Origin of the sequence: Fibrobacter sp. UWH6, assembly GCF_900142465.1 — a bacterium.
Taxonomy (GTDB): domain Bacteria; phylum Fibrobacterota; class Fibrobacteria; order Fibrobacterales; family Fibrobacteraceae; genus Fibrobacter.
Window position 1 is genome coordinate 102,857 of record NZ_FRAX01000011.1, and the last position, 25,942, is coordinate 128,798.

General features: G+C 47.8%; 8 protein-coding genes and 1 pseudogene. 4 read left to right on the plus strand and 5 right to left on the minus strand.

Going from position 1 to position 25,942, the window contains the following annotated elements; all coding sequences use genetic code 11:
- Window positions 1-59: 59 nt before the first annotated feature.
- The 4 genes from BUB73_RS10520 to BUB73_RS10545 form a co-directional block, all read right to left on the minus strand.
- Window positions 60-15,869: a calcium-binding protein gene (locus BUB73_RS10520; RefSeq protein WP_139259189.1), complete on the minus strand. Its 15,810-nt coding sequence runs from the start codon at window positions 15,867-15,869 to the stop codon at window positions 60-62.
- A 60-nt stretch (window positions 15,870-15,929) separates the two neighbouring features.
- Entirely contained in the window at window positions 15,930-17,108 is a 1,179-nt protein-coding gene (locus BUB73_RS16655; protein ID WP_083539743.1) for an FISUMP domain-containing protein, read from the minus strand.
- A gap of 773 nt (window positions 17,109-17,881) precedes the next feature.
- Window positions 17,882-19,057, minus strand: coding sequence for an FISUMP domain-containing protein (locus BUB73_RS10535; protein ID WP_139259190.1), 1,176 nt, complete (start codon window positions 19,055-19,057; stop codon window positions 17,882-17,884).
- 39 nt (window positions 19,058-19,096) lie between these two features.
- Window positions 19,097-19,426, minus strand: coding sequence for a DUF3467 domain-containing protein (locus BUB73_RS10545; RefSeq protein WP_073161614.1), 330 nt, complete (start codon window positions 19,424-19,426; stop codon window positions 19,097-19,099).
- Between the two features lie 168 nt (window positions 19,427-19,594).
- Here BUB73_RS10545 and BUB73_RS10550 point away from each other — a divergent pair, with 168 nt between their 5' ends.
- The 4 genes from BUB73_RS10550 to BUB73_RS10565 are packed head-to-tail and all read left to right on the plus strand — an operon-like array spanning window position 19,595 to window position 25,415.
- A complete protein-coding gene (locus BUB73_RS10550) occupies window positions 19,595-21,676 on the plus strand; it encodes a peptidase associated/transthyretin-like domain-containing protein (protein WP_073285597.1) in 2,082 nt (693 codons plus the stop codon).
- Complete coding sequence (locus BUB73_RS10555) at window positions 21,669-22,481, plus strand: efflux RND transporter periplasmic adaptor subunit (protein ID WP_073161611.1); 813 nt, start codon at window positions 21,669-21,671, stop codon at window positions 22,479-22,481. Before BUB73_RS10550 ends, BUB73_RS10555 begins: the two co-directional genes overlap by 8 nt.
- Window positions 22,481-23,983, plus strand: a complete 1,503-nt coding sequence (locus tag BUB73_RS10560) for a TolC family protein (RefSeq protein ID WP_073285600.1) — start codon at window positions 22,481-22,483, stop codon at window positions 23,981-23,983. The genes BUB73_RS10555 and BUB73_RS10560 overlap by 1 nt, the downstream gene beginning before the upstream one ends.
- Window positions 23,976-25,415, plus strand: a complete 1,440-nt coding sequence (locus BUB73_RS10565; protein ID WP_073285603.1) for a GAF domain-containing protein — start codon at window positions 23,976-23,978, stop codon at window positions 25,413-25,415. Before BUB73_RS10560 ends, BUB73_RS10565 begins: the two co-directional genes overlap by 8 nt.
- Before the next feature lie 362 nt (window positions 25,416-25,777).
- Here the strand turns inward: BUB73_RS10565 and BUB73_RS18010 are convergent.
- Window positions 25,778-25,942 (minus strand): annotated as a pseudogene (locus BUB73_RS18010) (succinate dehydrogenase/fumarate reductase iron-sulfur subunit); the annotation flags it as partial.

The window sequence follows — 25,942 nt, forward strand, 5'->3', positions numbered from 1 at the left end:
CTGTACCACGACTCATGGAAAATCCTACGCTGTTGATCGAGGACCATAGAAATATCCTATCAGTTACCGCAAGAAGCGAGGAATGCGATAGCTTCATCAGAGTGAATTTGCAGGACAATCTTATGTTCACCCGGAACTGTCGAGGAATTAGGAATTTCAAGCCAATTGTAGTTCAGCAAATCCCTAGTAATAGCTTCACTAATGCCGTCCCAAGAAATATCCAGGTAGTGCATCATATTGTCAAGAGAATTCATTTCCAGGACGACTTTCGGACGATAGTACGGATTGCCTTCTTCCCAGTCGGTAATCACGATTTCCACCGTTTCGCCAGCAGCGATTTCGACATAGACAGGAACGTGTTTCTGACTCAAAACAAATTGTTTCATCGCAATTTGTTCAGTGCCTTCGGAACCCTCGCCGGTTTCAGTGCCTTCGGAGCCTTCAGAACCTTCGCCGGTTTCAGTGCCTTCGGAACCTTCGCCGGATTCACTTCCTTCGCCTTCGGAGCCTTCGTCGGTTTCAGTGCCTTCGGAGCCTTCGCCGCCAATGTCAGACGGATTCACATCATCTTCGTCTTCGTCGCTTTCGAGCGTTCCAACGAAAAGCTGTTCTTCGCTTCTACTCTGTTCAAACACAAGGTTCTCACCAGCTCCCACATCGATAGAATCAAGGCGACCGTTTTCGGAATCCTGAAGCTGAATTCCGACAATCTTGCCCTCGTAGAACTTCTGCATCATCCGCTGCTCGTTCACCTGGTCGTTGTCAAGATAGGCTTCCTTGTAGCCATCGAAGTACTGATTGTCTTCAAGGACCACTTCTACATCCGGCTGGAACACTCCAATCGGATTGTTGTTTTCGACCATGAGCTTTGCATTGTCGCCAATGGCAACATCGTCGCCGCTACCAGTCGAAATTGTATCGCGACCTTCGCCGCCCACAACCACATCGCGATCCTTGCCGGTCTTGATTTCATCGTCGGTACGCAAATGCTGTACGGCTTCTGTCGCAAGCGCCATCGATTCGGCCGAAATCACACGATTCTTGTAATCCTTGATATTTTCGTTACCAGCGAACGGAATGTCCAAATCGAAATCAAGCGAAGCTTCGTCGCCAAAGACAAGGTCCTTGTCGTGGTCGCCGCCCAGGGCAATGTCGCCCGTGCGGTTCAATCCAGACACAACCTGGACACCCGAAAATACTGGGATATCGTTCGGATACTGGTTACCAAGAGTCGATTCAACGCAACGGATTTGCACAGTGTAATCACAAGTCTTGACATTACGGAAGACTACATAGTTGCCAATCATCTCGACATTCGGTGTAACACCCGAAGCGAGCTTTCCAGGCTTGTAATCCTTGCATGTCACTTCCTTATATTCGCCTTCGAACGAATTGCCAATCCAGTCGTTCAAATAGAACTTCTGGTTGTCAGAGCCGTTAATTTCGAATACGTAGTCATAACCATCACTACTGCCAAGCTTGCCGCCGACATACACATACACATCGCACGGGGAACCCGAAGGACCCGGAAGATTATGCAGCGTAAGCGAGAGCGTTTCTTGGCGCTGGCCCATCACAAGCGTCTTCAGCATCTTGTTGTTTGCCGTATCGTCGCCGGTAGCAGGGTCAATCTGTTCGTTCGGATTGTTCCGATTTCCATAGTTCCCAATCGAAGTATACTCAAACGTGATGACCGTACTAGGAGCGGATTCGTTACCCGTTGCACGGTCGCGCATCTGGTTGTTGCGCAGATAGACATTGTGCCAATCGTTATCCACAACGACACCCGCCGATTCACCGGCGTGAATAAGCAGCGAATCACTAGTAGTCTCAGTCACAAAGTTGAACGAAGTGACCTGGATGTTATCCATCTTCGCTTCGGCACCCGACGTTGCGTTGGAATTTACGACATCGTGACCAACGCCGCCCACGACAACATCGTTACCGTCGCCAGTATTGATGATATCGTCATAAGAGGCTTTTAAATTCGTCGTGGCAATGGATTCTGCATGTGAAATCGTCGTAGCGGTCGTCGGATCGCTGTCGCGGTCGGTAAAGACCATCTTCGCATTATCGCCGTACACGATATCATTGTCGCGAATTCCGTAGCGATCGTCGCCGAAAGTCGTAATCGTGTCGTTTCCAGTGCCACCCACGACAATATCATCACCGCCATTCGTAAGGATAACGTCTTTACCGCCCATGTCAATATCAGTAGAAGCGGCAACGTCCTGCTTATGCATAAAACCGTGAACCTGAATTCCCGCAATTCCCGCACGGTCCTTGCCGTTCGTTCCGTTCTGCGGGTCCGTAATTTCGATGTGGAAACGGTCACCCGCAAGAGTATGCTTTGTGTCATTTTCGACGAAAGACTTGAAAACAACGCAGTTGGCCAAAGTTGCCGTTGCAACGGACTTGCCAGTCGCAACGTTCCAAGTACCATTGAATGTTTGCGTATCAGGATCATTCACGTAGAATTCGTCAAAGAACGTACTTGTCAATTTGCCATTTTCGTCAACCGAATCGATATACAACTTGACAACACGGACGCTATTTTCATGCATGGAGATTTCACGCACCATGTCCAGATACACAACAACTTCGTATTCCGTGAAATACTGCGAAAGACCGTCTACCTGGGTAATCAGCGTATTGCGACCGTTGTTGCCACTAATGTCAAGGCCGCTCTTCATCAGGTTCACATCACCCGAATTGCTGCCATGCACATAAGGAGTCTGGTCGTAGCCACGCAGGCGAATATTCTCCCCATCGGTGGTGCTAATCCTATGGGATTCAGTCGCACCATAAGTCACGCTCACGGCACTTGCGCGGGTTCCGTTGTCGAACAGCACGATTTCGTTGTCATCGTTGCCATAAGTTCCCGACTCGCGACCATAAACGCTCTTGATGTTATTCCAGTTGCCCACGCAATAATCGGCGTGCTCGGTAATTTCTACAGTTTCGCCAGTCGTTTCGTCCACACTCTTGGCTCTGTAGTCGGCTACGGCACCGGCCTGTTCGTTAGCACCGATACCAGACTGGGCCGGGCCCTGGAAGTTGAAACTGAGGGTGGCTTCTGTGTAGATGGTGGGCATATTATCAAAACCTTCGGCCATCTCGGAATTGCCCTTGAACGTCACGTAAGCATTGTCGCCGAATACGACGTCCTTGCCATCGCCCGATTCGATCAAGTCGTCATTTTTTTTGTCGATCGACATTTTGTCCAATTTTCCAGATTCCGCATTCCTGACGAAATCAAAATCACGGGACTTGGTATTCAAGCCGCCCAAGATAACATTGTCGCCACCGCTAGTTTTAATAACATCGGAACCAGCGCTGCCGTCAACATTACGGCCAACGTTGTCTACAAGAAGTGCATCGCGATTGCGGTCTACGTATACCTCGCCACCATCGCCGACAATGACATCGTTACCCGAGCCGGTCGCAATCATGTCGGAATCCGTACCGCCAATGACAACGTTCTTGCCGTTTTGGGTCGTAATCGTGTCTATTGCACCGTGCGCGTCGGATGTCGATTGCACGTAGTTCAGGTAAGTCGTGGATGAATCACCATAAACATGGTCAACCACATCGCCAGAAGCATTCTTGACCACATCGCTACCGGCAAACTTGACTTCGCCATTGTCGCCGACAGCAACGTTATTTTCGCCGTTCAGATAAATTTCATCTGAACCAGCTCCACCAATAGCCACATTTTTGTCGCCATGAGCGGTAATTACATCGTTGCCGCCGACCGTTTCACTCACAGAATGGATGTACTTGGCGTCGCGCACCACGCCATCCGTCTGGAAGTAGTTCGACGCAGTCTTATCCGCAGGAGTCGTGTAATCAGCGGCATTCAGCTTCGCATCGTCTGTCTCGGAGTTTTCAATATCCAAGGAACCCAAACGCGTGACGATTTCGCTCTTCTCGTTCTCGTAAACGATCTGGCCACGGTCGCCAATGGCGATAACATTGGTATTGACATCAATCGTATCATTGCCAACGCCACCAATCACGACCATGCCTTCGCGGGTCACCTTGGATTTTCCATCGGCATCAACATCGCCGACGGCATTTATCGTATCGTCACCGCCCTGGGCATTCACGACGAGCAGACCGTCACCATCATAGCCATTGGCCAAATACATCGCGACAATCGAAACATCCTGCGCAACAGGAGTCAGTTCTCGTTTGAGCAGAAGCGTTGTAACCGTCGTTTCATCATTATCTTCAAGGAACACTTCGCGGCGCTGGATCGTTCCGTCGGAATATTCAACATTCAAGAACACACGGTTCTGAGCAAGCAGTCCACGATCCAGCTTATCATTGTTCTGGGCCACGATTGCCTTCAGATTATCCGAGGTAACGCCATTACTGAACGTGAAGTCCGAAACACTGTACGCAATCACATTCTTCAAAGAACCCGAATACGTAGTCTTCGTCAAGCCGCTCAATGTGCCAAGTACAGTAGATTTTTCTCTGGCGTAACTATGCACATTGATGTTATCCTTACCAGCGCCGGTATTCACGACCGTAAATGTCTGGAACCCGTCTTCACGGTAAATCGTCTTGTTGATATCAACCTTATCGGCACCCGAACCAAGGTTGATTTCGCCGTATTCCATGTTGGCGAGATTGAATTGACTCGTTGCAGTAGACGAAGCATCTTGATGTTCAAAACGCAACGAATGCTCATCGGAGTCACGCCATTCCGTATCGGCCTGTTTTACGACATCTTCTGTTTTTTGCAGAATCAATGCAGGGTCGACATCCTTTTCAATCATGCTATTATCGAACTTCGCAATTTCGCTCAAGGCATCGATATCGTTCTTGATGCCAGCACGATTATTCTTGCGGTTATTTACAAAGATACGATCCTTGCTGTTGCCTTCATCGAACTTGGCCGCTTCTTCTTCGGCAGCTTTTCGTTCTGCAAGATCCGATTCCGAGATAACGTTCTTTTCGTCATTTGACGTTGTTAAACGATTGCCATCCGCATCGAGACCATCATAATGCAACATCGACGGGCCGTCAATGCCAAGGTCAGCTTCTCTACCCATGCCGTCTTCGTACAGGGCTCCCTTGATGTTCTCAATGGTGTCATCATCCAGCGCATCAAGGATTTCTGTCACAGAGGTCTCATTGAAGGAATCCGGTTCATCAGAAATAGCAACCGCAGGGCGGTGCCAATCATCTGCCGACCATTCAATGGCAAAATTACCATGCAACACCACGGGTTTAGCACTGGATGTATCTACTCCGTCCTGAGGCATGGCGCAGATAATCAGCTGCGTTCCGGCCGTCCTGTAGAAGTAACGGCAGTTCTCCACATCCTTGTAATCAGCCACCTTGCTTTCGGGACATACTATCGAATACCTGGAATCATCGTAAGCGTCAGTGATTTCGTCAAACGGAACAAAGCAGAGCAATTCCGTCATTCCCGTCGTACTGTACGCCATCTGGAGCACGCTTTCGTTTTCCACGTACACATGGTCAAATCTGTAGTTGATATACAGCTTGGTCCCGGCAGGAATCGAAGAAACGCCAGAAACGCTCAAAGTATTCTCATAGGTTACTCCACCAAAGGAAAGTTTATTCAGATTAGATGCCGGTATGGAAACATATTCACCGTCGTTCATGTACCAGCAGTCAATATTCTGTTTGTTCGGCAAAGCACGCAAACCCCAAACAACCTTGTTCCTTGTAACTTCTTCGGCAGTGAGGACATGCTCCTGCGTAATGGAGAACTGGTTTTCGACCTTGTTCACCGGCCTATCGATATTGTATCCCACATACACATACGGAGTTTTTGCAGCATCCATCGCTGTTTTCACAGACGCCGGAACATCAACCGTCACCTGGAACTTGCCATTGTTCTCAACCACGTTAGCCGAGCCAAGAGGTATCTTTTGGCCATTAGCATAGTAGAAGCATTCAACGGTATTCCCATTAGGCGTTTCATTCAACAGCAATGTGAATTTTTCAGCCGTGAACTCTGCATCTTTCACTTCATGGACCTGTTTAATCAAGAACGATTGCTGCGCAGCATTTTCGTTCAAGAAGATAAGGGCATTCTTGCAATCCTTTATCAGTCTATCGCTCTTCGAGGAAGTCACTTTGTGCATCAACGCAAAGTAGTCATTGCCTTCACGAACCTTATCACCAAGAACAACAAGATTAATATCTACAGCTTCATCGTACTTATGCGTTTCTCCAGCGCCATCAATAGTAAACTTGTATGTAATGGACTTTACATACTTATTATTAGCATCAACAAGCCAGATTCCATGGTCACCACGATTCAGGGATTCGGTCGTTTCGCCCGGCGCAAAGACCGTTACCGAGACAACTTCTCCCTTTTCAGGTTCCTTGTCTAGGTGAATCTTGTATACGGACTTAACTACACCATTTTCGACAATGTAGTTCTTCGCGCAATCAAGATCCGTATCATAATCAATCACGCCATTTGCGGGATCAGCGTCGCCGACAGTATTATTTTTCGGCACATCAAATTGTACACCAATGGCGTCAGAATTTTCATTCTTGCTGTTGGAAACGATTACAGGCTTTTCAGCCGTTCCAATACCGCCATTGTAGAAACTGTCGTTGCCCTTATTGCCGTACAACTTGGTCACTTCATCTTTGGCAGTATCGAGCACATAGAACGAATCATCGCCGTCACCGCCGTAAACGTTCTTGTTCTCAATGCTTACGGCCTGCACATCTGTGCCATTGCAGAGAACACGGCCCTGAGAAATGACAAAGTCATCATCACCATCGCTGCCGACAATGCTCATCTTGTCTACACCAGCGCCGCCAATCAGCGTTACCGGACCATTTTCAACAATCGACTTGCTTCCATCATTGTTGACTTTCTGGAACATGGCAACATTGAAGGTGTCGTTACCAAGGCCGCCAGAAAGTGATACGGCAGCCTCGTTATGCAATACGTTAAACGTATCGTTGCCTTCGCCACCAACAATCGATGTCGAATGTTGTACGCCTGCGCTCAAGTAGCCCTGGGTCGTCTTGGTAGTCGTAAAGGCATCATTCGGCAACACATTGCTATGGTCCTTGTCAGTATTGCGTTCAGATTCAAACTGCTGCCCCACAGTTATGGTGTCGTTACCCGCACCGGCATCAATGGAAATTGTAGACAAAGTTCCATCGATAGCAATCTTATCGTCACCGGCACCCGTATTGATCGCGATATTTTCAAGGCCCGTATCGCCGCCTCCGACATTCCAGAAGTTGACGCGTTCAATCTGCGCATCTTTTTTAGACGGGAGCTTCGCCACGAATCCGAGTCCAGCCGTAGAAGCACGGACCAGCATGTCGTCGGCCTCGACTGTACCGTCAATGGTCATGGAATCACCCTTGTCGGCAGTACCGGAATCCATCACGTTGGTAATGGCATGGTTCGAACCACCCATAATCTGGATCTTGTAGGTATCGTCACCACCCTGGCCGTCAACAAAGTCATTGCCGTTACCAGCGAGAATAGTGTCGTTGCCACCTACGCCATTGAACTTGGCATCGGCCGTGATTCCGAAGTTTTTCGCAAAAGCAGTTATGCCGTAGCCAAACATAAGGTCCTGGTTTGCCTTTGCAATTTTATCGTCATCCGAGCCACTGAACGAGTTCTTGAACAGTTCCGATGCCCCAATTATAGCACCGTTATTGTCCTTCACGTAACCCGCCAAGCCGTTATCACCGAACACAAAATCGTTTCCGGCACCACCGTCAAGCGTATCGTTACCGGCACCACCGTAAATGATATCTTCACCGTAGTCGCCGTTGATGGTATCGTTTCCGCCATCGCCGTCAATGAAGTCATTATCGGCTCCGCCACTGATAATGTCACTACCACCTTCAGAAGTGTTCGACCCATCATCGCCAAAGATGATATCGGAACCGTTACCGCCTTCGATTACATCGCTACCATTTGTAACTTGAGTAGACGGCTCTTCTTCTGCCTGAGGTTCTGTACCTTCAGCTTCTGTAGCAGCCGTCGTCCCTGTCGTAGTGGCACCGGTTGTTGCAGCTGTTTGCGTTGCGCTCAAATCAACCTGAGGAGCGTCAAAGAGGGAGACTGCAACTTGAGCCAGTGCGTTAAGGGAAGCCACGTCCGTTTTAAAGCTATTCTCAAAATTGAACAGGGCAATACGATTGACACTTTCAGAACTTACATTGCCATCAGCATCTGTGGTTGTCACCGTGTCACTGCCAAACAAGTCAGAAGTATCCTTCTTAATTTCTTCAGCAATGTATACATACGGCAATTCGCCCACAGCATCGTCTTCTCGCGCAATAACCATCGCTTCATCTGCAGGAGTATCACCAAAGATGACATCTACGCCATCTTCACCGTAAATCTTATCATTGCCGGCACCACCGTAAATAACGTCGTTACCCTTGCCGCCATGGATTTCGTCATTTCCGTCGCCACCCTTGATGCGGTCAGAGCCGGCACCGCCAAAGATAAAGTCCGTCTTGCTGCTGCCGAGGATGACATCATTACCACCTTCGTCGTACAGATCTTCGTTCTTGGCATTAGTCAGGTTGTGCGATTCATCAAATTCAAAGTACGCAAAATCTCCATAAAGGTGATTTTCCGTCACATATAGGGTCCCTGTAACGTTTCCATCAGCATCCTTATTGTCGAATTTCGCATCAACGCCGCCGACAATCAAGTCACTACCGCCACCACCGACAATGTAGTTCTTGCCTCGTCCGCCAACAATCACGTTGTTTCCGGGATTAGACGAATTCGGGTAAGCATTCACCAAGGCGACATACTCTTCATCACTAGACTCTTTTTTCTTGTATAGGACATCAGCAGTTTCGCCCAACAGAATGTTTGTACCGATATCTGCACCGCGAATAAAATCATCGCCAAGGCCGCCCATTACGAGTGCGTAACAAGTCGGGGCCAAATTCAGTCCACTCAAATCGATTTCGTCGTTACCGTCGCCACCCTCAATCACGAAGTTGAGCGAAGAATTACCGGTAATGGAGACTTTATCCTTTCCATCCTTAGCGTAAATATACACGCACTTGCCTGCTGCAAGGGTATAAGACGATTTAGTTGATACTTTATCAGCCGTTGTCATCGTAATGTCAACTGTTCCTCCAGAGCAGACGATATCAACGGTATCATCTCCGTCGCTCAAGTCACCGTACACTCTTTTTTCGGCAAATTCACCGACGTTGACAACAAGGTTGCCTTCCTGCGTTGTGGCAACAATCGGCGAGCCTGTCCCCGTCTTGTCCGTATTGAACAGTTCCAAGGCACCACTCTTCCACAAGTCAAATTCCTTGCGGTAGAAGACTAGGTCGAGGTAAGCATAAGCACGGGCCTGCAACGTGACAGAGGCGTCAAAGATGGCGAACGGGCTATGCGCCAAACTATCCGCCAGTTCCGAGAGACGCAGTTTGCCATCGTTATTCGGATCATCCAAATTCAGGTTCAAGTTGAGGTTCACACCGACATTGATGCCCGCACGCCCAGCAACGCTAGCTCCAGCCGTTATGCCGGAATAGAAGATGACTTCGCTGACGTCCTTCCCGTTGGAGTCCAGGTCGTCGATAAAGAATCCATCAGCAAGCGCCCACAGGTCCTTGAAGCCCGTCTTTTTCCAAGAAATCAATCCGCGGGTATCGTAACCAAAGCTCAATTCAATTTTCGCGCCGAAATTGAGGCCGATGTCGGCGCAAAGCGGACCCACGATGGGGAAACTTTTGCTCCAGTCAAAGTCGAAGATGAGCGGACTCATGCGATATTCGACTAGAGAAACATCTTGACCGAACAACAGGTTTATGGCGGATTTCTTTATCGCATCAGCCGAGATATTGCCCTTTGCATCTTGGAAGAGACCAAATCTCCATCCATAGGAATTACCATTCGCTGCTACCCTTTGTGAACCGAAAGCACTTGATAAAGAAGATGTAGCAGTCTTTAAGGCTGAATCCGTAATACCGGAAAGTCGACTCGTGAAATCACCCAACGGCAATTCCGCAGTGCCGGCAAGGAAATTTTGCACTTTCGGGTCATTATACGTGGTAGAAGCAAAATTTAATGAGCCCAAGGAAATCGCGCCAAGATTAAGATTTCCGACTTTTTTTATCAGATTTGCTACCTGAACGATATCATCAATCATGCCCAATTCGAGTCCTTGGGAACTCCCGATAGACTTGATAAGGTTCAAGACAGTCATCTTGGAACCGCCCTTAGGCAAGCTACTCAACACCGGGATTTCGGACTGCAAGAAGTCAATCAATGGCATTATCGGGTCAATGACCTTTTGAATCTTACTCAATATGGGTTGCAAAGTTTGCTTAGCAAACTTGCCCAAATCAAGGGTTATACCACTAAATTCTGCAAGCGTCAATTCACCAAACGGCTTACCAAATACTGCCTCCCAAGTCAAATGGAAAACCGTCCCAATCGTGGGGAAACCGATATCAATTTTATCATTATTAAAGCCAAGCGTCATGTCGACTTTAATATCAAGAGAACCTTCCAAATTGGTCTCTAGAGACAACGCCGACGCAACATTATCCGCCTTAATTTTCGTATCTACAGACGAATCGGTGGTTTTATCTGAATCCGCATCTTTCGAATCTCTTTGCCCATCATTCAAATCAATACCGAACGTAATTTCGGAAAGCTTATCTTTACCAGTCTCTGCATCCTTCTCAAATGGGTTTGTACCACCAGGCAGCACATCCGCACTCATCTGCAAGAAGCCCAAAGCGCCATTTATCTTGAGCTCATTAGCCAGCACCCGCATCGTTATACAGATATCGTCACCGGACATCAAGTCTTGTTTTACAGTTGTACCATTGACTACAGTTTCAACTTTCTTCGAGATTCCATCTGCGACGATGTTCACAGTCTTGCCATTTACCGTCTCCGAACCATCTTCATCGATTCCATTAGAAAGCATTATGTAAGCACCAGTCTGGGAAACACCAAAACCGATATACCATTCCCAACCCAATTCAAGGTCTACACCACCTTTCGACGACAGCCCGAGCCCAGGCATGCCCAAATCAAAGTCTGCATTTCCGCTAAGCGAATAGGACTGACCTAAGCGGAATCGCCATTCAATGCAATTTCCATCGTTCCTATATTGGATATACTGCGAACCATTATCTTCGAAGGACTGGTCAAATGCGGAGCCAGCCCACATCACTTTCTGCGTACTGGAAACTTCCTTTTTCAATGCTAGTAACAAGCCGGTTCTCTGCAATATAGCATAGAGTCTCTCAGCAACCACATGTTCATCAAGATTCTGCGAATTGTAGGCAAACTTGCGGAACGGTTCAATAAAGGCTTCATCCAAAGCAGTCAAGCAGTCTGCTGCGCCCACGATGGTATTGCCCACCAGCGGGATTTTGCGCATGCCGTCAGAGAGGAACGTCTTATTCAAGCCACTTTGCGCCTTACGCAGGGCAGCGCTCAAGGCATCAGCAACTAGACGAACTTGACCAAAAAGGTCAATCTTTTCCCAATTTGAGCCCAAATTGCTCATATCCAAGACAATACTACCTGTAGTATTATCTCCTAATTCAGCAGCAGATAAAGTTCCCGTGAATTTTCCCGGCTTTCGAATACCAACTTTTCCAGAAACCAAGTCATTCAACGCAAACGATCCATTATTCCCTGCATCACCTTTCCAGGCATCAACATCGCCCTCGTCATCCACAACACCCAATTTAATTTCACCAACACTTTGTCCTGCACATTCAACACGGAGAAGGCCGCCAATTTGGCAAACATCGGCATCATGCTTCCACTCATAGCTTGAGAAACTTCCCGCAGCAGCACTGCCGGATGTGGCCGTATTACGATACGCCATTTTCTCATGAATTCGAACCGCGATATAGCTAGGATTCGAATCACTGCTAACCACCTTCAGCAAGGACGCGCTCATGCCGCCAAGGGCCACGCTCAAATCAAATGAGAGAGGTTTACCCATCAACGTCACATCAATTGAAACACTCGAGTCTTCTTGTAAAATGGGATCCCCCAAAGCCGACCCGTTTACCGACATAGAATAATTGAACCGCGTATCAATACTGCCATTCAAATAGACTTCCGCCAAGCCACCCACATTCGTAGGCCTTGCGCCTTCGGCTGTTTCCATAATCGAGAAATTGTTGATAGAAACAACCTGGGATTTATATTCCTGTTTCCAGACAAAGCTGAAGTCAATAGACGAAGCATGGAAGGTAAAATAGAGCTTAGCCCCGAGCGCTTTATCTACGCGTTGATTCAGTTCCTGCAGCGTTGCAGGATGGCTCTTGGAAATATTATCAATAACATCGTTCAGCTTGTTGATTAACCCTAGCAACTCCGGAGCAGACTTCCCAAACAGCGGCAATTTTTGATTCAAAACAGCCAATATGGGATCAGTCGACGGCGTAGCCGATTCTCCATACGCAAGAATAGATTTTAGGACGTTCTCCTTGAGAGCCTTTGTCACCTTCTCTACAAGAGCCGACATATTTATAAGTTTTAAAGACGCTACAGAAGAGTTTTCTGTTTTAGAGATGTAACTGGGGTCCGGAATCAACGCACGACCCACAACAGTCGCATACAAATCCGCAGACATAACATGCTGTTTCACCGCATTTTGCGTAGCATCATCCACCAATAACCCTTCAGACAAATCCACGTTTAATGTATTCGTCGAAGTTGATGCATATGACCAATTTCCCAAAGTAAAATTGCTTGTAAAATCTGTATCTGCAGTATCGAGGGGTATTTCCGTCACATCACCAATTAGATTGTTAGCAGTAAGCTTTCTTGTCGCTCGGATACCAACATTTCCTGTCACATCGACCCCAACCATCCCCAATCGGGCAGACGCGATATTACCATTGCTAGTTAATGTTTCATATATATCTAACGAAAAATTTGAAATCGTGATTTCTTTCTGACTCTGAGCATGCACCACCAAGAAAGAGTCAGAATCATTATCAACATTCCAGCCAAGAAGCTCAACCAAGGAGCAACCATTTAAATCCTCAACAGCGCCAGAGGAAGAGAATTTACCACCCGACACCACTAAACTCATGCCATTTACATCAACGCTACAAGAAGGCGCTTTCGTTGATAATATATTGTTACATTGCGTTTTTATCTCATCAAGAAGATTCCCTATTGTGGGATCTGATTTCGTCTTGAAGAAATTATATAAATCGATATCCACTTCAATATCAGTCGGTCCTCCAACATCAAATTTCATCTTCATACAATTTGTTGTAGAAGAGTAAGCCAAATTGTCAAAGCCTAAATCTTTATTTGACAAAGAGACACCAAAAGGAAGATCGTTCTCATTTGAAAAACCGATTTTCCCTTCCCAAGCAAAAGCTTTTATTCCATTGCCCAGCTTGGTCAACTCTCCGTTTATTACACTTACAACATCATCAACCGTATAGCAATTCGCCAAGGTCTCTGCTTCCAAAAGAATATTTTGGGCCGCACCACCATTTATTGCAAATGCAAAACTCAAATCTGAATTAGATGTTTCAACCGGATGGGAACTTGAGAAGAGAATCTGTCTCTCTACTCCCGCCGAGCCCGAGAAAGGCAACCAAACGTCTGTCGGCGCAGAAGTGGAATTTTCTCCCGTTACGAGCACATTCTGTTCAGATTGACTATAAAAAACGATGACAGCATCTCCAAGTGATACTGCAGAGTAATCCGTAAGATTGGGATTCGACATCAGGACTTCGTTTATTGCGGCAGCCCAATCAAAGTAGATGCCAGTTTCCTTGGGTTGAACGGTCTTGTTATCAACCGATAAAGATGTAATCATAGTCGTATCAATCAGATATGCCTTGCAAAACTGTTGCGAGCTATTCACACACATTTTTCGGCTATTATCCGAAGCAAACAGCAAAGAGAATGTATTTGCAGTATCATCTGTCACAATAGCAAATTTATCTACATCGCCATTCCCATCTTTATTTATTATCACACCAAATTTAGGACTAGTCCCAGCCCCTGTCGCAGGATAAGCCTTATTCAATTCTCCAACGATAGACTGAATACCAGCTTCATCTAAAGAAGTGGTAGAAGGTATAGTAATATCCTTCTTCAAACTTCCATTCTCATACAAGGCAAACTTAATTTCCTCACCAACTGAGCTTGTCTTACTCAACGCCTTGTCAGCAACACAGACATTCTTAGCCCCTACAAGACCAGCAACCTTTTCAGCATCAACACCTATACTTTTCAATTTGGCGCTGTTTCCGACGCTCCCCAGTTCATCCATCGGAATGTCGAAAGTCATTTTTAGATGAGATTGCGCACCAAGAGACAATGAAACTTTCTCTATACCACCAAATGAGTTCGACAGAGATTTAAATAGAGCCTCACTAACGCTTGCCTCTAGATTTTGAGACGTAATCCATCCGTCATACTTTAGTTGACAGATATTTTTGCCCGATACATTCTTGAATTCGGCAGTTATAACGGGATAATCGAATCGCGACAACAATTCCTGGAAAGACTGAGGGGGAGTCTTGACAAAAGTTGCGAAGTAATTTGATAGATACAGGAACGAAGATGCATTCTGGTCAATAAGCCCTTCAAAATCATTTTTCAATATTTCCGTTTCAGCATTCTGAAGCCACTTGGCTATCGCATTGAACTGTTTTAACACATCACCAATCCGCACATTTGCAAAATCAGGGATAAGTGCATTCTCGTCATTAACAGCAGAGCCCGCCGCATCCTGCCATACAGGCGCTTGCCCAACAGCAGTGTTGCCGATATACTTCAAATGATCTGTATCATCGACCGCAAAATTAGTCATCAGCGTCGCAACACTTGCATAATTCTTGACTCTAAAATCAAGATCATATTCATAATTCGTAGCAATTGTGGAGTTGTTCTTTGAATCCGTTTGGAACGATCCTATTACAGTCAAGTCAGGTAACGAAACGGCACCACCATCGTTCCTTGATTCAAGGCCTAGAATACCGATATTTGCATCAGTATTCCCCAAATCCTGTTTGAAGTCAAATCGGACATCAACACTGGCATTATCATCAAATCCAGTATTTTTATCGCCGTCAAGAGTAAAACTGACTGTCGTATATCCAGACGCATTGCTTTTGAAATCAAAGGTTTCAAACAAAACGCCAATTTGAGTTTGCTCAGCAATATCAGCTGCAATCTGCTTATTTGTGGAATAAGAAAGTGAGGTTTTCTTTTTAATCTGAACGGACACCTTATGCTGATTAGGATCCGTCGTATCTACAGCAAAGGTCCACTCTGAGTGCCTACGAGTGTCACTCATAAGCCTTTGAACTAACGCATCAGCATCTACCCTAAATTCTTTATACGCTTTATCGTAAGCAGCCTCAGCAGCATGATACTCAGTTTCAGCGTCATTCACGGCATCCACAAGATCTGCATAACCTTCATCATTCGGATCTGCATTATCAAGGAGCTCCTTGAGATCATCCCAATGTGTTTTCTTGTTATCCCTATCTAATTTTTGTGTCTTTGTTCCTTCATCGCGCAAATCATCAACAACTCCGCATACATATTTTTTTACGGATTTAACATCTTGCTTATACTGTATCTTTTGACCACTTACAACATCTGCCAAAGAAAGCGCTTCCGGCTCACTTCCAGTGCCATTCTCATAGACAAGCAAACCTTCCATCTTGGAATCGCTCGCAGAAATATTATAGTCACCAAACTGATTAACCGAAGAATCGGCTTCCTCAATCCAATCGTCTGCAAGCGTGGCATCCATCAAGAGTCTCGGTTCGAGAGACTCGATCTTGTAATTGTTACGGTTTTTCTTGGACTTTTTGTTCTTCTTGTTGAGTTTAGACACATAACCCCTATAGCCTTTCAAAGGAAAGGCTTTGTTAATTTGTTTAAAATCTTGTTATAGTTAGTAGTTTTTTACACAGCGGATGGAAAGAGCATTTGTCTTAAGAGCCCCTCCACTCCGACTAAAAGAATTTTTGTTAACATAGGCCGCTTGAGCAACATCCTCTTGACTTTTATGTTGTTGCGGCAGATAATAGCCCACAGACTCAGTAATGTGTTCGAATTTTTTTTCTTGCCAATACCCGGCTGGCAATATCGATAACCCGTAAGAATTCTTGCTACCAAATCCGGCAACCTTCGAACCCATATAGTAGGCGAAACTATCCCCTGTTTTTTGGTCCAAGTACGCCCATTCGCCCCCATTCACAACATGCCATCCTTCCGGGCAGATTCCCTGATGTTGGACATAATTCGCTGGTTCAATATATCCGCTTGGATATTCAAACTTTTGCGCACAAGCATCCGCTTCAATAGACACCGAATCGCATACGGCAGGAAAGCCCATTGCGTTGCTCCAAGTATAGAGCCCACCCCAACCGTTGTCACAATACCACGGGTCATCATCGTAACAGTACTTGGTCCCTTTTCCCTGAACCGTACCGCCTGGCACCCTCTCACCGTAATTCAAATTTTCTACAAAAAAGACCAACGTTCGTTCATAAACATCATCATATAAGCTTACCGTACGGTATTTTTTCCCGTCACGCGGGTCCGTAAAATCTCCGTACTTGACATCCGGATTGAATTGTTCCGTCATGTCAAAATAGCTACTGCTGCTCGGCGCATTTGCCTGTTCCATGGAATCTAGATTAAGCCATTGCCCTCCATGGCAAATCATTTGATAATCGCTCCCATGCCAATAGGTTTCCCCCTCACAAGTTTCTGTACATTCCACTAGGCATTGTAATTCTTTAGGCAAGGAACTGGAAAATCCACCCGCACTACTCGATGCGCTCGTATTCTTGCCGGAACTTGAAGATTTTGCGCTGCTGCCTCCAGCCGACGAATTTACGCTGGAACTCGATTTCGCAGAGGAAGAGCTGTTCGTAGTCGAAGACGAGACACTGCTGCTAGATTTGTCTCCATTGCCGTCACTGGTCCCGTCGCCGCTGCTCAGGATTTCGCTAGACGAGGATTCCTTTTCCGGTTCAACGAAGCTGCTGCTGTCGTCGTCACCGCAGGCGGTAAAGAACATGGTTGCCGCGAACAGGGCCAGGGCAAAAGGTAACAGTCGATTCATTTGTTCACTCCAAAGAAAGAAGATAGAAATTGTTGATGAGGCACGAGGTTCGAGGGCGCTCGCGGGGCTCGCTTCGAGGTTAAAATTTGGCGCCGTTGGCGCGGGGTTTTAATTATGAACTATGAATTATAAGAGAAAATTTGGCGGCTTCGCCGCGGGTTTAGAGGTTCGCTGCGGAACAACGTATCAGCGGCGGAAAACCGTGTAAGCGGAAAAAACTTGAGGAACCTTAAGTCTTGAGGGGACTCTCGATGCCCACAATCGCCTTCTCCTGCGGCGAAGCCGCGTAACTCACAACTCATAGTTCACAGCTCATAACTCATAATTTTTTCAAAGGTGAAACAACTTCATAGGCAAAAAATATACATCCCAAAATTAGTAAATAATAAGCCGGATGTCATACAAAATCATCCCAAAACTTTACTTTATATTGAAATAAAAAAAATTACTTAATACAAAAATCTTACACCGTAAAATTACAAACAACTTACAATATTACAACATAAAAAAAAATGCGGCATCCCGTAAGGTTGCCGCAAATTTCACGTTTTCAAAAAAAAAATTAAGTCTTCTTCGGCTTTTTAAAAAATTTATATGTGAGCATCATTTTTACGCAGCGAGCACATCAAGAGTCTTGGTTCTAGAGACTCAATTTTGTAATTATTGCGGTTGTTTTTCTTAGACTTTTTGTTCTTCTTGTTGAATTTAGACACATAACCCCTATAGCCTTTCAAAGGAAAGGCTTTGTTAATTTGTTTAAAATCTTGTTATAGTTAGTAGTTTTTTACACAGCGGATGGAAAGAGCGTGAATCTTACTAGCTCCCCCCGATCGTTCAAAAAAATTCTTTTCCACATATACTGCACGACCAGCAATTTCATTACTATTATGCTGTTGAGGAAGATAAAAACCTGCAGACAACTTAATTTGGTCAAATTTTCCCAACTGCCAATACCCCGCAGGCAGTATCGACAGGCCGTAGTTGTTGCTACCGAAGCCGGCGACCTTCGAGCCCATGTAGTACGCGACGCTGTTGCTGCTTTTTGTCTGAAGATTCGCCCATTCGCCATCATTCGCTATATGCCAGCCATCCGGGCAAAGCCCCTGGTGAATGATTTCACCGTCAATCAATTTTCCATCTTTGTCTCGAGCAAAAGAATAATTGCATTGTTCTGACCCCAGCGAGACAGAATCACAGACCGAAGGAAGGTTCATGGCGTTGCTCCAGGTATAGAGTCCGCCCCAGCCGTTCTCGCAGTACCACGGGTCGTCATCGTAGCAGTACTTGGTCGAGTCGCCCTGTAGCGTGCCGCCCGCAATCATCTTTCCAAAATTGAGATTTTCCGCGAAATACACAAGCGTGTCCGTATAATAGATGCCATCCTTCAGGCTAACCGTCCGATACTTCTGTCCGTCGCGAGGGTCGGTGAACTCGCCGTAAGACACCTTCTCGTTAAACTGGTTTGTCATATCAAAGTAACTACTGCTAGACGTATTCGCATTTTCCATGGAATCAAGATTAAGCCATTGTCCACTACGGCAAATCATCTGGAAACCATCTTTATGATGATAGGTCACTCCTTCACAATCTTCCGTACACTCAACAAAACACATCAACTCTTTAGGAAAGGAACTTGAACTAAACAAAAACATATCATCACTTGAAGAACTGCTCATGGAGTCCGTGGACGAGTTTGATTTTGCGGAGGAAGAGCTGTTCGTTGACGAAGACGAAACGCTACTGCTAGACTTGTCATCTTTGCTGCTGCAAGACGAGGGGCTAGAGCCTTCGTGGCTGTCGCCACTCAGGGTAGCGCCGCTGCTCAGGATTTCGCTAGACGAGGATTCCTTTTCCGGTTCAACGAAGCTGCTGCTGTCGTCGTCACCGCAGGCGGTAAAGAACATGGTTGCCGCGAACAGGGCCAGGGCAAATGGTAGCAATCGTTTCATTCGTCTAGTAAAGTTGTCGCTTCGCTTGTCTTGAATCAATTAAGCCTTCTTCGGCTTTTCGGCAGGGGCTGCCGCCTGCATGCCGATGTCAATCTTTCCGAATTTCGCTTCGTAGGCATTCAAGGTGGCCCCAAGCATGATGGCGAGGCGCTTGGCCGTGTACGGGGTCATCACCACGCGCTCGGCTATTTCCACGTTCACCTTGCCCTGGTTCATGTTCCAGGCCTGATTCAAGCCCAGAAGCATCATGATTTCTTCACGGCCGCCCACGACGTTCGTTGCGTTCACGTAAAGGCTTTTCATGTTGCCGTCGTTCCAGACTACTTCTGGAAGGGAGTTGGCCGCTTTATTTTCTTTTTTTTCGTTCATGAGAATAGCTCCAAATAAAATAACACGCCAAATGTAACAACAACAAACTATAAAAAAACTTATTTTAACTTTATTTGCGTTCTTTTTACAAAAGTAACTTTTTTTTCTTCTTGTATTTTCCGTGTTTATTTTTATTTTTGTGCCCATTTTCTATACAACGGTATCTTTATGCAAGTCAAACAGGCTTTCTCCTTTGCAATGTGCGTCATTGCAGCATGTGTCATCGGCTGCTCTCCAACAAATTCCGAAGACAGCGAATACTCAAAATGGAGTTTTTCCGGCTCTGTCGTCGACGCCTCGAATAACGCAACTCTTTGTGGGGTAAAGATTTCATACCAAAACGCCTCCGGAGATCTCAAATCCACGGAAACCGACGAGGCCGGCAACTTTTTCATCGACGATTTGCCGTACGGTTCGCGAACCTTCACCTTCACGCACAGGGAAATTCAAAAAAAGGACACCTTGTACTACGCACCGCACGTCGAAACGGTCAACTCGACCAGCGAATCCTCGCACATGGAGGGGGTCGTCGCCACGTCATCCATGGTGATAAGGCTTTCTCCCCTCAACGCGGCCCTCAATGGAGAACTCTACATAAACGAAGCCAGTTCCGGGAAAGCCGTCCCGATAAAGGGGGCCTCCATATCCATCGTCCACCAGAGCGAAGATTACGTGAACCTGTTCCCCGAAACCTTTGACGGCTCGTCCGATTCACTCGGGAAGTTCACGTTCAAGAACTTGCCCGCAGATTCCGGGCTCGTCCTCAAAATAGCCCCCGTCACATACAACGGGTTGCGCTACACCGCTACAGACAAAATCCTTCCACGCCTCAAGCCGAACGGCGCCATCGATCTGGGACGCACGTACCTCCAGCAGGACACCCTTGTCAAAAAGCAAAACGACATCAAGGCCTCTAACGTGATGGACAAGAACTACATGGGGTACGGGGAGCTCTCCCCCCTGATTGTCCCGTACTACGTATTCAACGAAAAGATTACGTCCAAGAACTTGTCGGTCAACGTAAGGAGCGATTCGGCAAACTTCTACGTAGAGCCGGTCATCAAAGGCGACACGCTGTTCCTGGCCCACCCCGATAGCGCCTTCGACGCAGAAACCAGGTATTCCGTGAGCATCACCGCATACGGCAAGGAGTCGGGCGAGCGCTACAATCTCGCCTTCAACGGGGATTCCGCATTTACAACGGGCAGAGGCCTCTACGCCATAACAAGCAACGCATGGCCCAGCAACGAAAAATACACGTCCTCCTTCGGCACGAGCGACACAATCTGGGTCAAGTTCAGCGAGGACCTCGTCTCGAGCGCCGACAAGATTCAGTGGAGTTTCGCCAGCGGCGCCACGCGCACCATCTACGCGCACAGCTACGGCAAGAACGCAGACGCCTGGGTCAAAAAGGACACTCTTTTCGTCAAACTGATGGATCGCATCCTCGACTCCCGCGTGCAGGGAGATACCATCGGCATGAACATCACCGCGTACGGCAAGAGCGGCCTTGTCCTCAAGAATTTCTCCCTTTACACAGAAATCCAGGTTCCCGAAAAGCAAAAAATCAAGGCGTCAAATGTCGTCGACAAGTCGCTCATGGGCTATAGGGACGTCTCCCCCCTGATTACGCCGTTCTTCGTTTTCGAAGAGGAACTTAGCAGCGCGAACCTTTCCGTCTCGGTGAAGGCCGGTTCAGACGTATTCTACGTCACCCCGACAGTGAAAAAAGACACCCTGTTCCTCAAGCACGATCGTTCGTTCCCCTCGGAAGCGAGCATCAGCGTGAGCATCGCCGTATACGGCAAAAAGTCCGGCGACCGCATATCGTACGAGCTCACCGGCGATTCCGCCTTCGTGACAGGGCGCGGACTCTACGCGGTCACAAGCAACGCATGGCCAAGCAACAAGGGCTACAAGGCAAGCTTCTCCGCCGAAGACACCATCTGGGTCAAATTCTCGAAGGCTCTTTCCACGAACACCGACAGGATACAATGGAGCAAGGCGAGCAACGCAAAGTACACCCTGTACGGCCATGGCGCCAACAAGAACGCAAACGCAAAGGTCAAGGGCGACACGCTGTTCATAACAATGCTCCCGAACGCCATCAACGAGTCCACCCAAAACGGCGACTCCGTCGGCGTAAACCTCACCGTCTACGCAACCGACGAGACTTATCTCGAAAAGTTCACATTGTACACGGAACTCGAGATTCCCCTGTCGAGCTCAAGCACCACAAAAAATGAATAAGTTGTTCAAAATACTGTTTTTCTGCACCGCCGTATTCGCTTTTTGCGCAAGCTCTGCACTAGCCGCAAGCTTCGACGGTATCACGGAACCGCTCGCGCAAGCCAGTATGGGCTTTACCGTATCCGGGAAAATCGACAGCATCTGGGTAAAAGAAGGCGAGTTCGTCCACAAGGGCGACACCTTGATGAACCTCATAAAGACCGAAGAGGAACTGCGTTCACGCATCACGAAAATCACCGCCGAGGACCTCTCGAGTGTTGTCTCGGCGAAGGCGAAAATGGACGCGTACGAAAAGGACTTGGAAGCCACGAAAAAGTTGTTCGAGACTTCGAATTCCATAAGCGCCGAGCAGCTCTGGGAAAAGGAAATGAACTTCAATGTAGCGAAAGCCGAATGGGAAGCCGCAAAGGTATCCAAGTCCAAGGATTCCCTCGAGCACCGCATGGCACGCGCACAGCTGCTCAAGCAGTACCTAATCGCCCCCTTCGATGGAGAAATAGTTTCCATATCGAAGAACAGGAGCGAAAGCGTCGAAGCCCTCGAATCCGTCATCGAAATCGCGGACGTGCGCACATGCCGCATGACAGCCTACATCATTGTCAACAAGACGAACAAGCTGAAAATCGGCCAAAGCGTCAATCTTCAACTGAACGGCTCCGCGAAAAATCGGAACAAAATGGGAACCATTGAATTCATCTCGCCCGTCGTCGACAAGGCCAGCCTGCTACGAACAGTCAAGGTCATCTTCGACAATTCAAACCACTCCATAGAACCCGGCGTCACCGGCAAAATCATATTGCAATAATGCACAAACTTTCTGCACATTTGACGCTATTCGCTTTCATATTGATTTTTTCGGTCGCCAGTTCCTTTGCAACCGAAGACTCGCTCAGGCTCAACTTGGAAACGGCGCTCAAGATTCTTATCGAGAACAACACCGATATACAAGAAGCAAAATACAACTGGATTGCGCAAGCCGAGATGACAAAAGGGGCCTACGGGGATTTCGAGCCGCACTTAAACGGCCGTGCAAGCAAGGAAAGAGGCGACAGGCCGAGCGCCCTGTTCACGGAAACCAAGGACGAGTACAAAATCGGGATACAAGGGAAGCTACCCTCGGCTACGGAATACAGCGTGGGCTTCAACCAGGCGACCTACACCCATAGCGAATACACCTCGGAACTTTACTTTGGCGGCGAACTCCGCCAACACGTGCTGAAAGACGGCCTGCTCTACTTTTCGCCCACTGCGCAGCTCCGCGAAGCCTACCTGCAACAGGAAATCGCCTACCAGAAATACCGCAACACGCTCAGCGACGTTTTGGACAAGTTCTACGATGCCTACTGGAACTACTTTTACGCAGAGCAAACCCTGCAATTCGCCACGAAGTCGTCACAAGTCGCAAAACAAATCGCGGACGACGCAGAAAAAAGGCAGCAGTTGGGCATACTCTCGGTCCTTGACAAGCAGAAGGCCGTCGCCGAGTATTCCGACCGCGAGAGCGGACGCCTCACGGCAATGAATCAATTGCGAAGCGCAAGGCTCAACCTGCTACTTGCGATATCTGCAAGCGAAATCATCCAGGATCCGCGCCCCATCGCCATAAGCCTCCCTAGCGACATCGACACGTCTATCCAGGTAAAACCAGTTGACGCCGAAGATTCCATCTACCGCCTTCATCCCGCCTACATGCAGCAGCAGGCGGAACTCGACCTGCGCGAAGAGGAATTGAAGCTACATCGCACAAAATCGCTCCCGACGCTCGACATTATCGGGAATTACGGGATACGCAGCCGCGACAAGGAAGCAAGAACGGCTATTCGCAACTTCAAGCACCCCGAAAACCGTCAAACAGTGCTTGCCGGAGGAATCGAAATAGACATTCCACTGTTCGCAAACATCAATGAACGTCACCAGATTGCCGCACAGAAGGTAAACGTGAGAGCCGCACGTACACGCCTCGCGCTCATTCAGAACAAACTTTTAGAGGAATTCAGCATTCTGCAGAAAAGGTCCATCGAAATACGCGAGCAATGGAAATTCAGCGAAATCGCCGTCAACTACCACGAAACGGAACTGCAAGAAGAATTCAAAAAAATGGAACTCGGCAAAAGCAACTACCACATCATTTTCGACATGGAAGAGGACCTCCGCAAGGCGGAACAGCGCCACCTCGAGAATACACGCGATTTGCACCTTATCGACGTAAAGCTCCTCATCGCGAAAGGAGAGCTGTTGCGCGAAAACGGCCTAGAAACTTGGGATCAGGGCAAGCCCGCCCTACGCAAGGAGCTGCTGCATGAATAATTCCAACACAAATTTGGACGCCAACAAACTGCTCCAGGCGATGCAAGGGGCGCTCAGCAGTTCCAACGCAAAAATCAACCAGATGACCCAAGTATTCGACGTCACCCAAAACGTACTTGCGTGCGACAAATTCAAAACGGCGACGTTGTCCCTGGTCAGCGGGCTCTGCGACAAATACAGCGCCGAAAGGGTGAGCCTCGGATGGGTCAAGCACGATTACGTTGAGCTAAAGGCTCTGAGCCACACCGACCATTTCGAGAAAAAAATGCAGGTGGTGCGAGACTTGGAAGGCATCATGGAAGAAGCCTACGAGCAAGACGCAGCCATCGTCTACCCCGCCCCCGAAAAGAACGTTCTTTCGATTCGCGAGCACGAGCTGTACAGCACCAAATACCACACAAAGTACATACTCACCGTACCAATCCACAATGGCGACGAAATCATCGGAATCATCTGCTGCGAACGAAATTCGCAACCTTTCGACGACTTGAATTCTGAACAAATTTACCTGACATCGTCACTGTGCGCAGCAAGACTTGAAGAACTTTACAACAAAAGCTGCTGGTTCGGACTCCGCATGGTAAAAAAACTTCGGAAAATACTCTCCAAGCTTTTGGGAATCGAACACACGTGGGCAAAGCTATTCGGGATACTTGCAATAGCGCTGGTTCTATTCGCGACGCTTTACCCAATCCCTTACAGGGTTAGCGCTCCGGCAATTCTGAAAACAGACAAAATAATCTATACGACAGCCCCCTTCGACGGATACATCGATACCGTTTTTGTAAAGCCCGGCGACGTCGTTTACAAGGGAGCCCCATTACTCCGACTAAACCAGACAGAGCTCAAGCTTGAAGAAGCCGATCTCATGGCGCAGGAACAGGACTCCCGGCGCGAAATACAAAAAGCCCAGGCGGCCCACCAGCTTGCCGAAATGCGAATTCACCAAGCGCGCCTCGCGCAAACCCAAGCAAAGCTCAAGACAGTGCGTTACAGGCTCTCCATGGCCGTGGTCGCCGTCACCGCCGACAGCGCCGTCATTATCGAAGGTGACCTGCAAAAACGCATCGGTGCCCCGGTAAACCAGGGAACGGAACTGTTCCAGATGGCATCCATCGAGAACATCTATGTCGAGATAAATGTGCCCGAACAGGAACTGCGCAACGTAAAACTCGGAACCCAGGGCCTGCTCGCCATCAAGAGCCGCCCCGAATACGTTTACCGGTTCGAGACGCAACACATCAGCCCCACCGCAGAGGTAAAGGAACAGGAGAACACCTTCGCCGTGCGCGGCGAGTTCGTCTACCAGACTCCGGCATGGTTCCGCCCCGGCATGACAGGTATCGCGAAGATTTTCGCGGGCAAGCGCACGCTCTGGTGGATTCTTTCACACCAGGCAATCGACTACCTTCGCCTGAAACTCTGGTGGTAAGGGGGCAAAAGCCCCGAAAAGCGACAAAAAAGTGTGGTTGGAAGTCCTGCAAAATCGCAAAAAAATGATACTTCGATATAATTTCCCTACCAAAGGAAACCGATTGAAAATCGGAAGAAGGTTAAGGTTGTCCTCCCCCACCATATACAAAAAGGGCCGCATCGCTGCAGTCCTTTTTTTGTAATGCTGGTCTGGATCCTTCGACTCCGAGGCTACGCCTCTTCGCTCAGGATGACATGCTCAAAGGCCTGAAAGGCCGACCTCATACCTCAAGCTATACGAGACTTGACAACTTGTTGTCTTAGTCGAGTTATCCCCTATGGGGAGAATGCCTAGGGCATGAGCGACCTCACGCCTCATTGCTAGTCCTTTCCGTACACCTTTTCAGCGTAGGTAGCGGTTGCCATGAGGTATTCGCGGTTCATCTTTGCGATGTAATCCACGGTGATACCCTTCGGGCAAGCAGCCTGGCATTCGTAAAGGTTGGTGCAGTTACCAAAGCCTTCCTTGTCCATCTGTGCCACCAT

Excerpts from the sequence above, each read along its gene's own strand:
- BUB73_RS16655 (WP_083539743.1), bottom strand. The coding sequence starts at position 17,108 with ATGAATCGACTGTTACCTTTTGCCCTGGCCCTGTTCGCGGCAACCATG.
- BUB73_RS10535 (WP_139259190.1), bottom strand. The coding sequence starts at position 19,057 with ATGAAACGATTGCTACCATTTGCCCTGGCCCTGTTCGCGGCAACCATG.
- BUB73_RS10545 (WP_073161614.1), bottom strand. The coding sequence starts at position 19,426 with ATGAACGAAAAAAAAGAAAATAAAGCGGCCAACTCCCTTCCAGAAGTA.
- BUB73_RS10550 (WP_073285597.1), top strand. The coding sequence starts at position 19,595 with ATGCAAGTCAAACAGGCTTTCTCCTTTGCAATGTGCGTCATTGCAGCA.
- BUB73_RS10555 (WP_073161611.1), top strand. The coding sequence starts at position 21,669 with ATGAATAAGTTGTTCAAAATACTGTTTTTCTGCACCGCCGTATTCGCT.
- BUB73_RS10560 (WP_073285600.1), top strand. The coding sequence starts at position 22,481 with ATGCACAAACTTTCTGCACATTTGACGCTATTCGCTTTCATATTGATT.
- BUB73_RS10565 (WP_073285603.1), top strand. The coding sequence starts at position 23,976 with ATGAATAATTCCAACACAAATTTGGACGCCAACAAACTGCTCCAGGCG.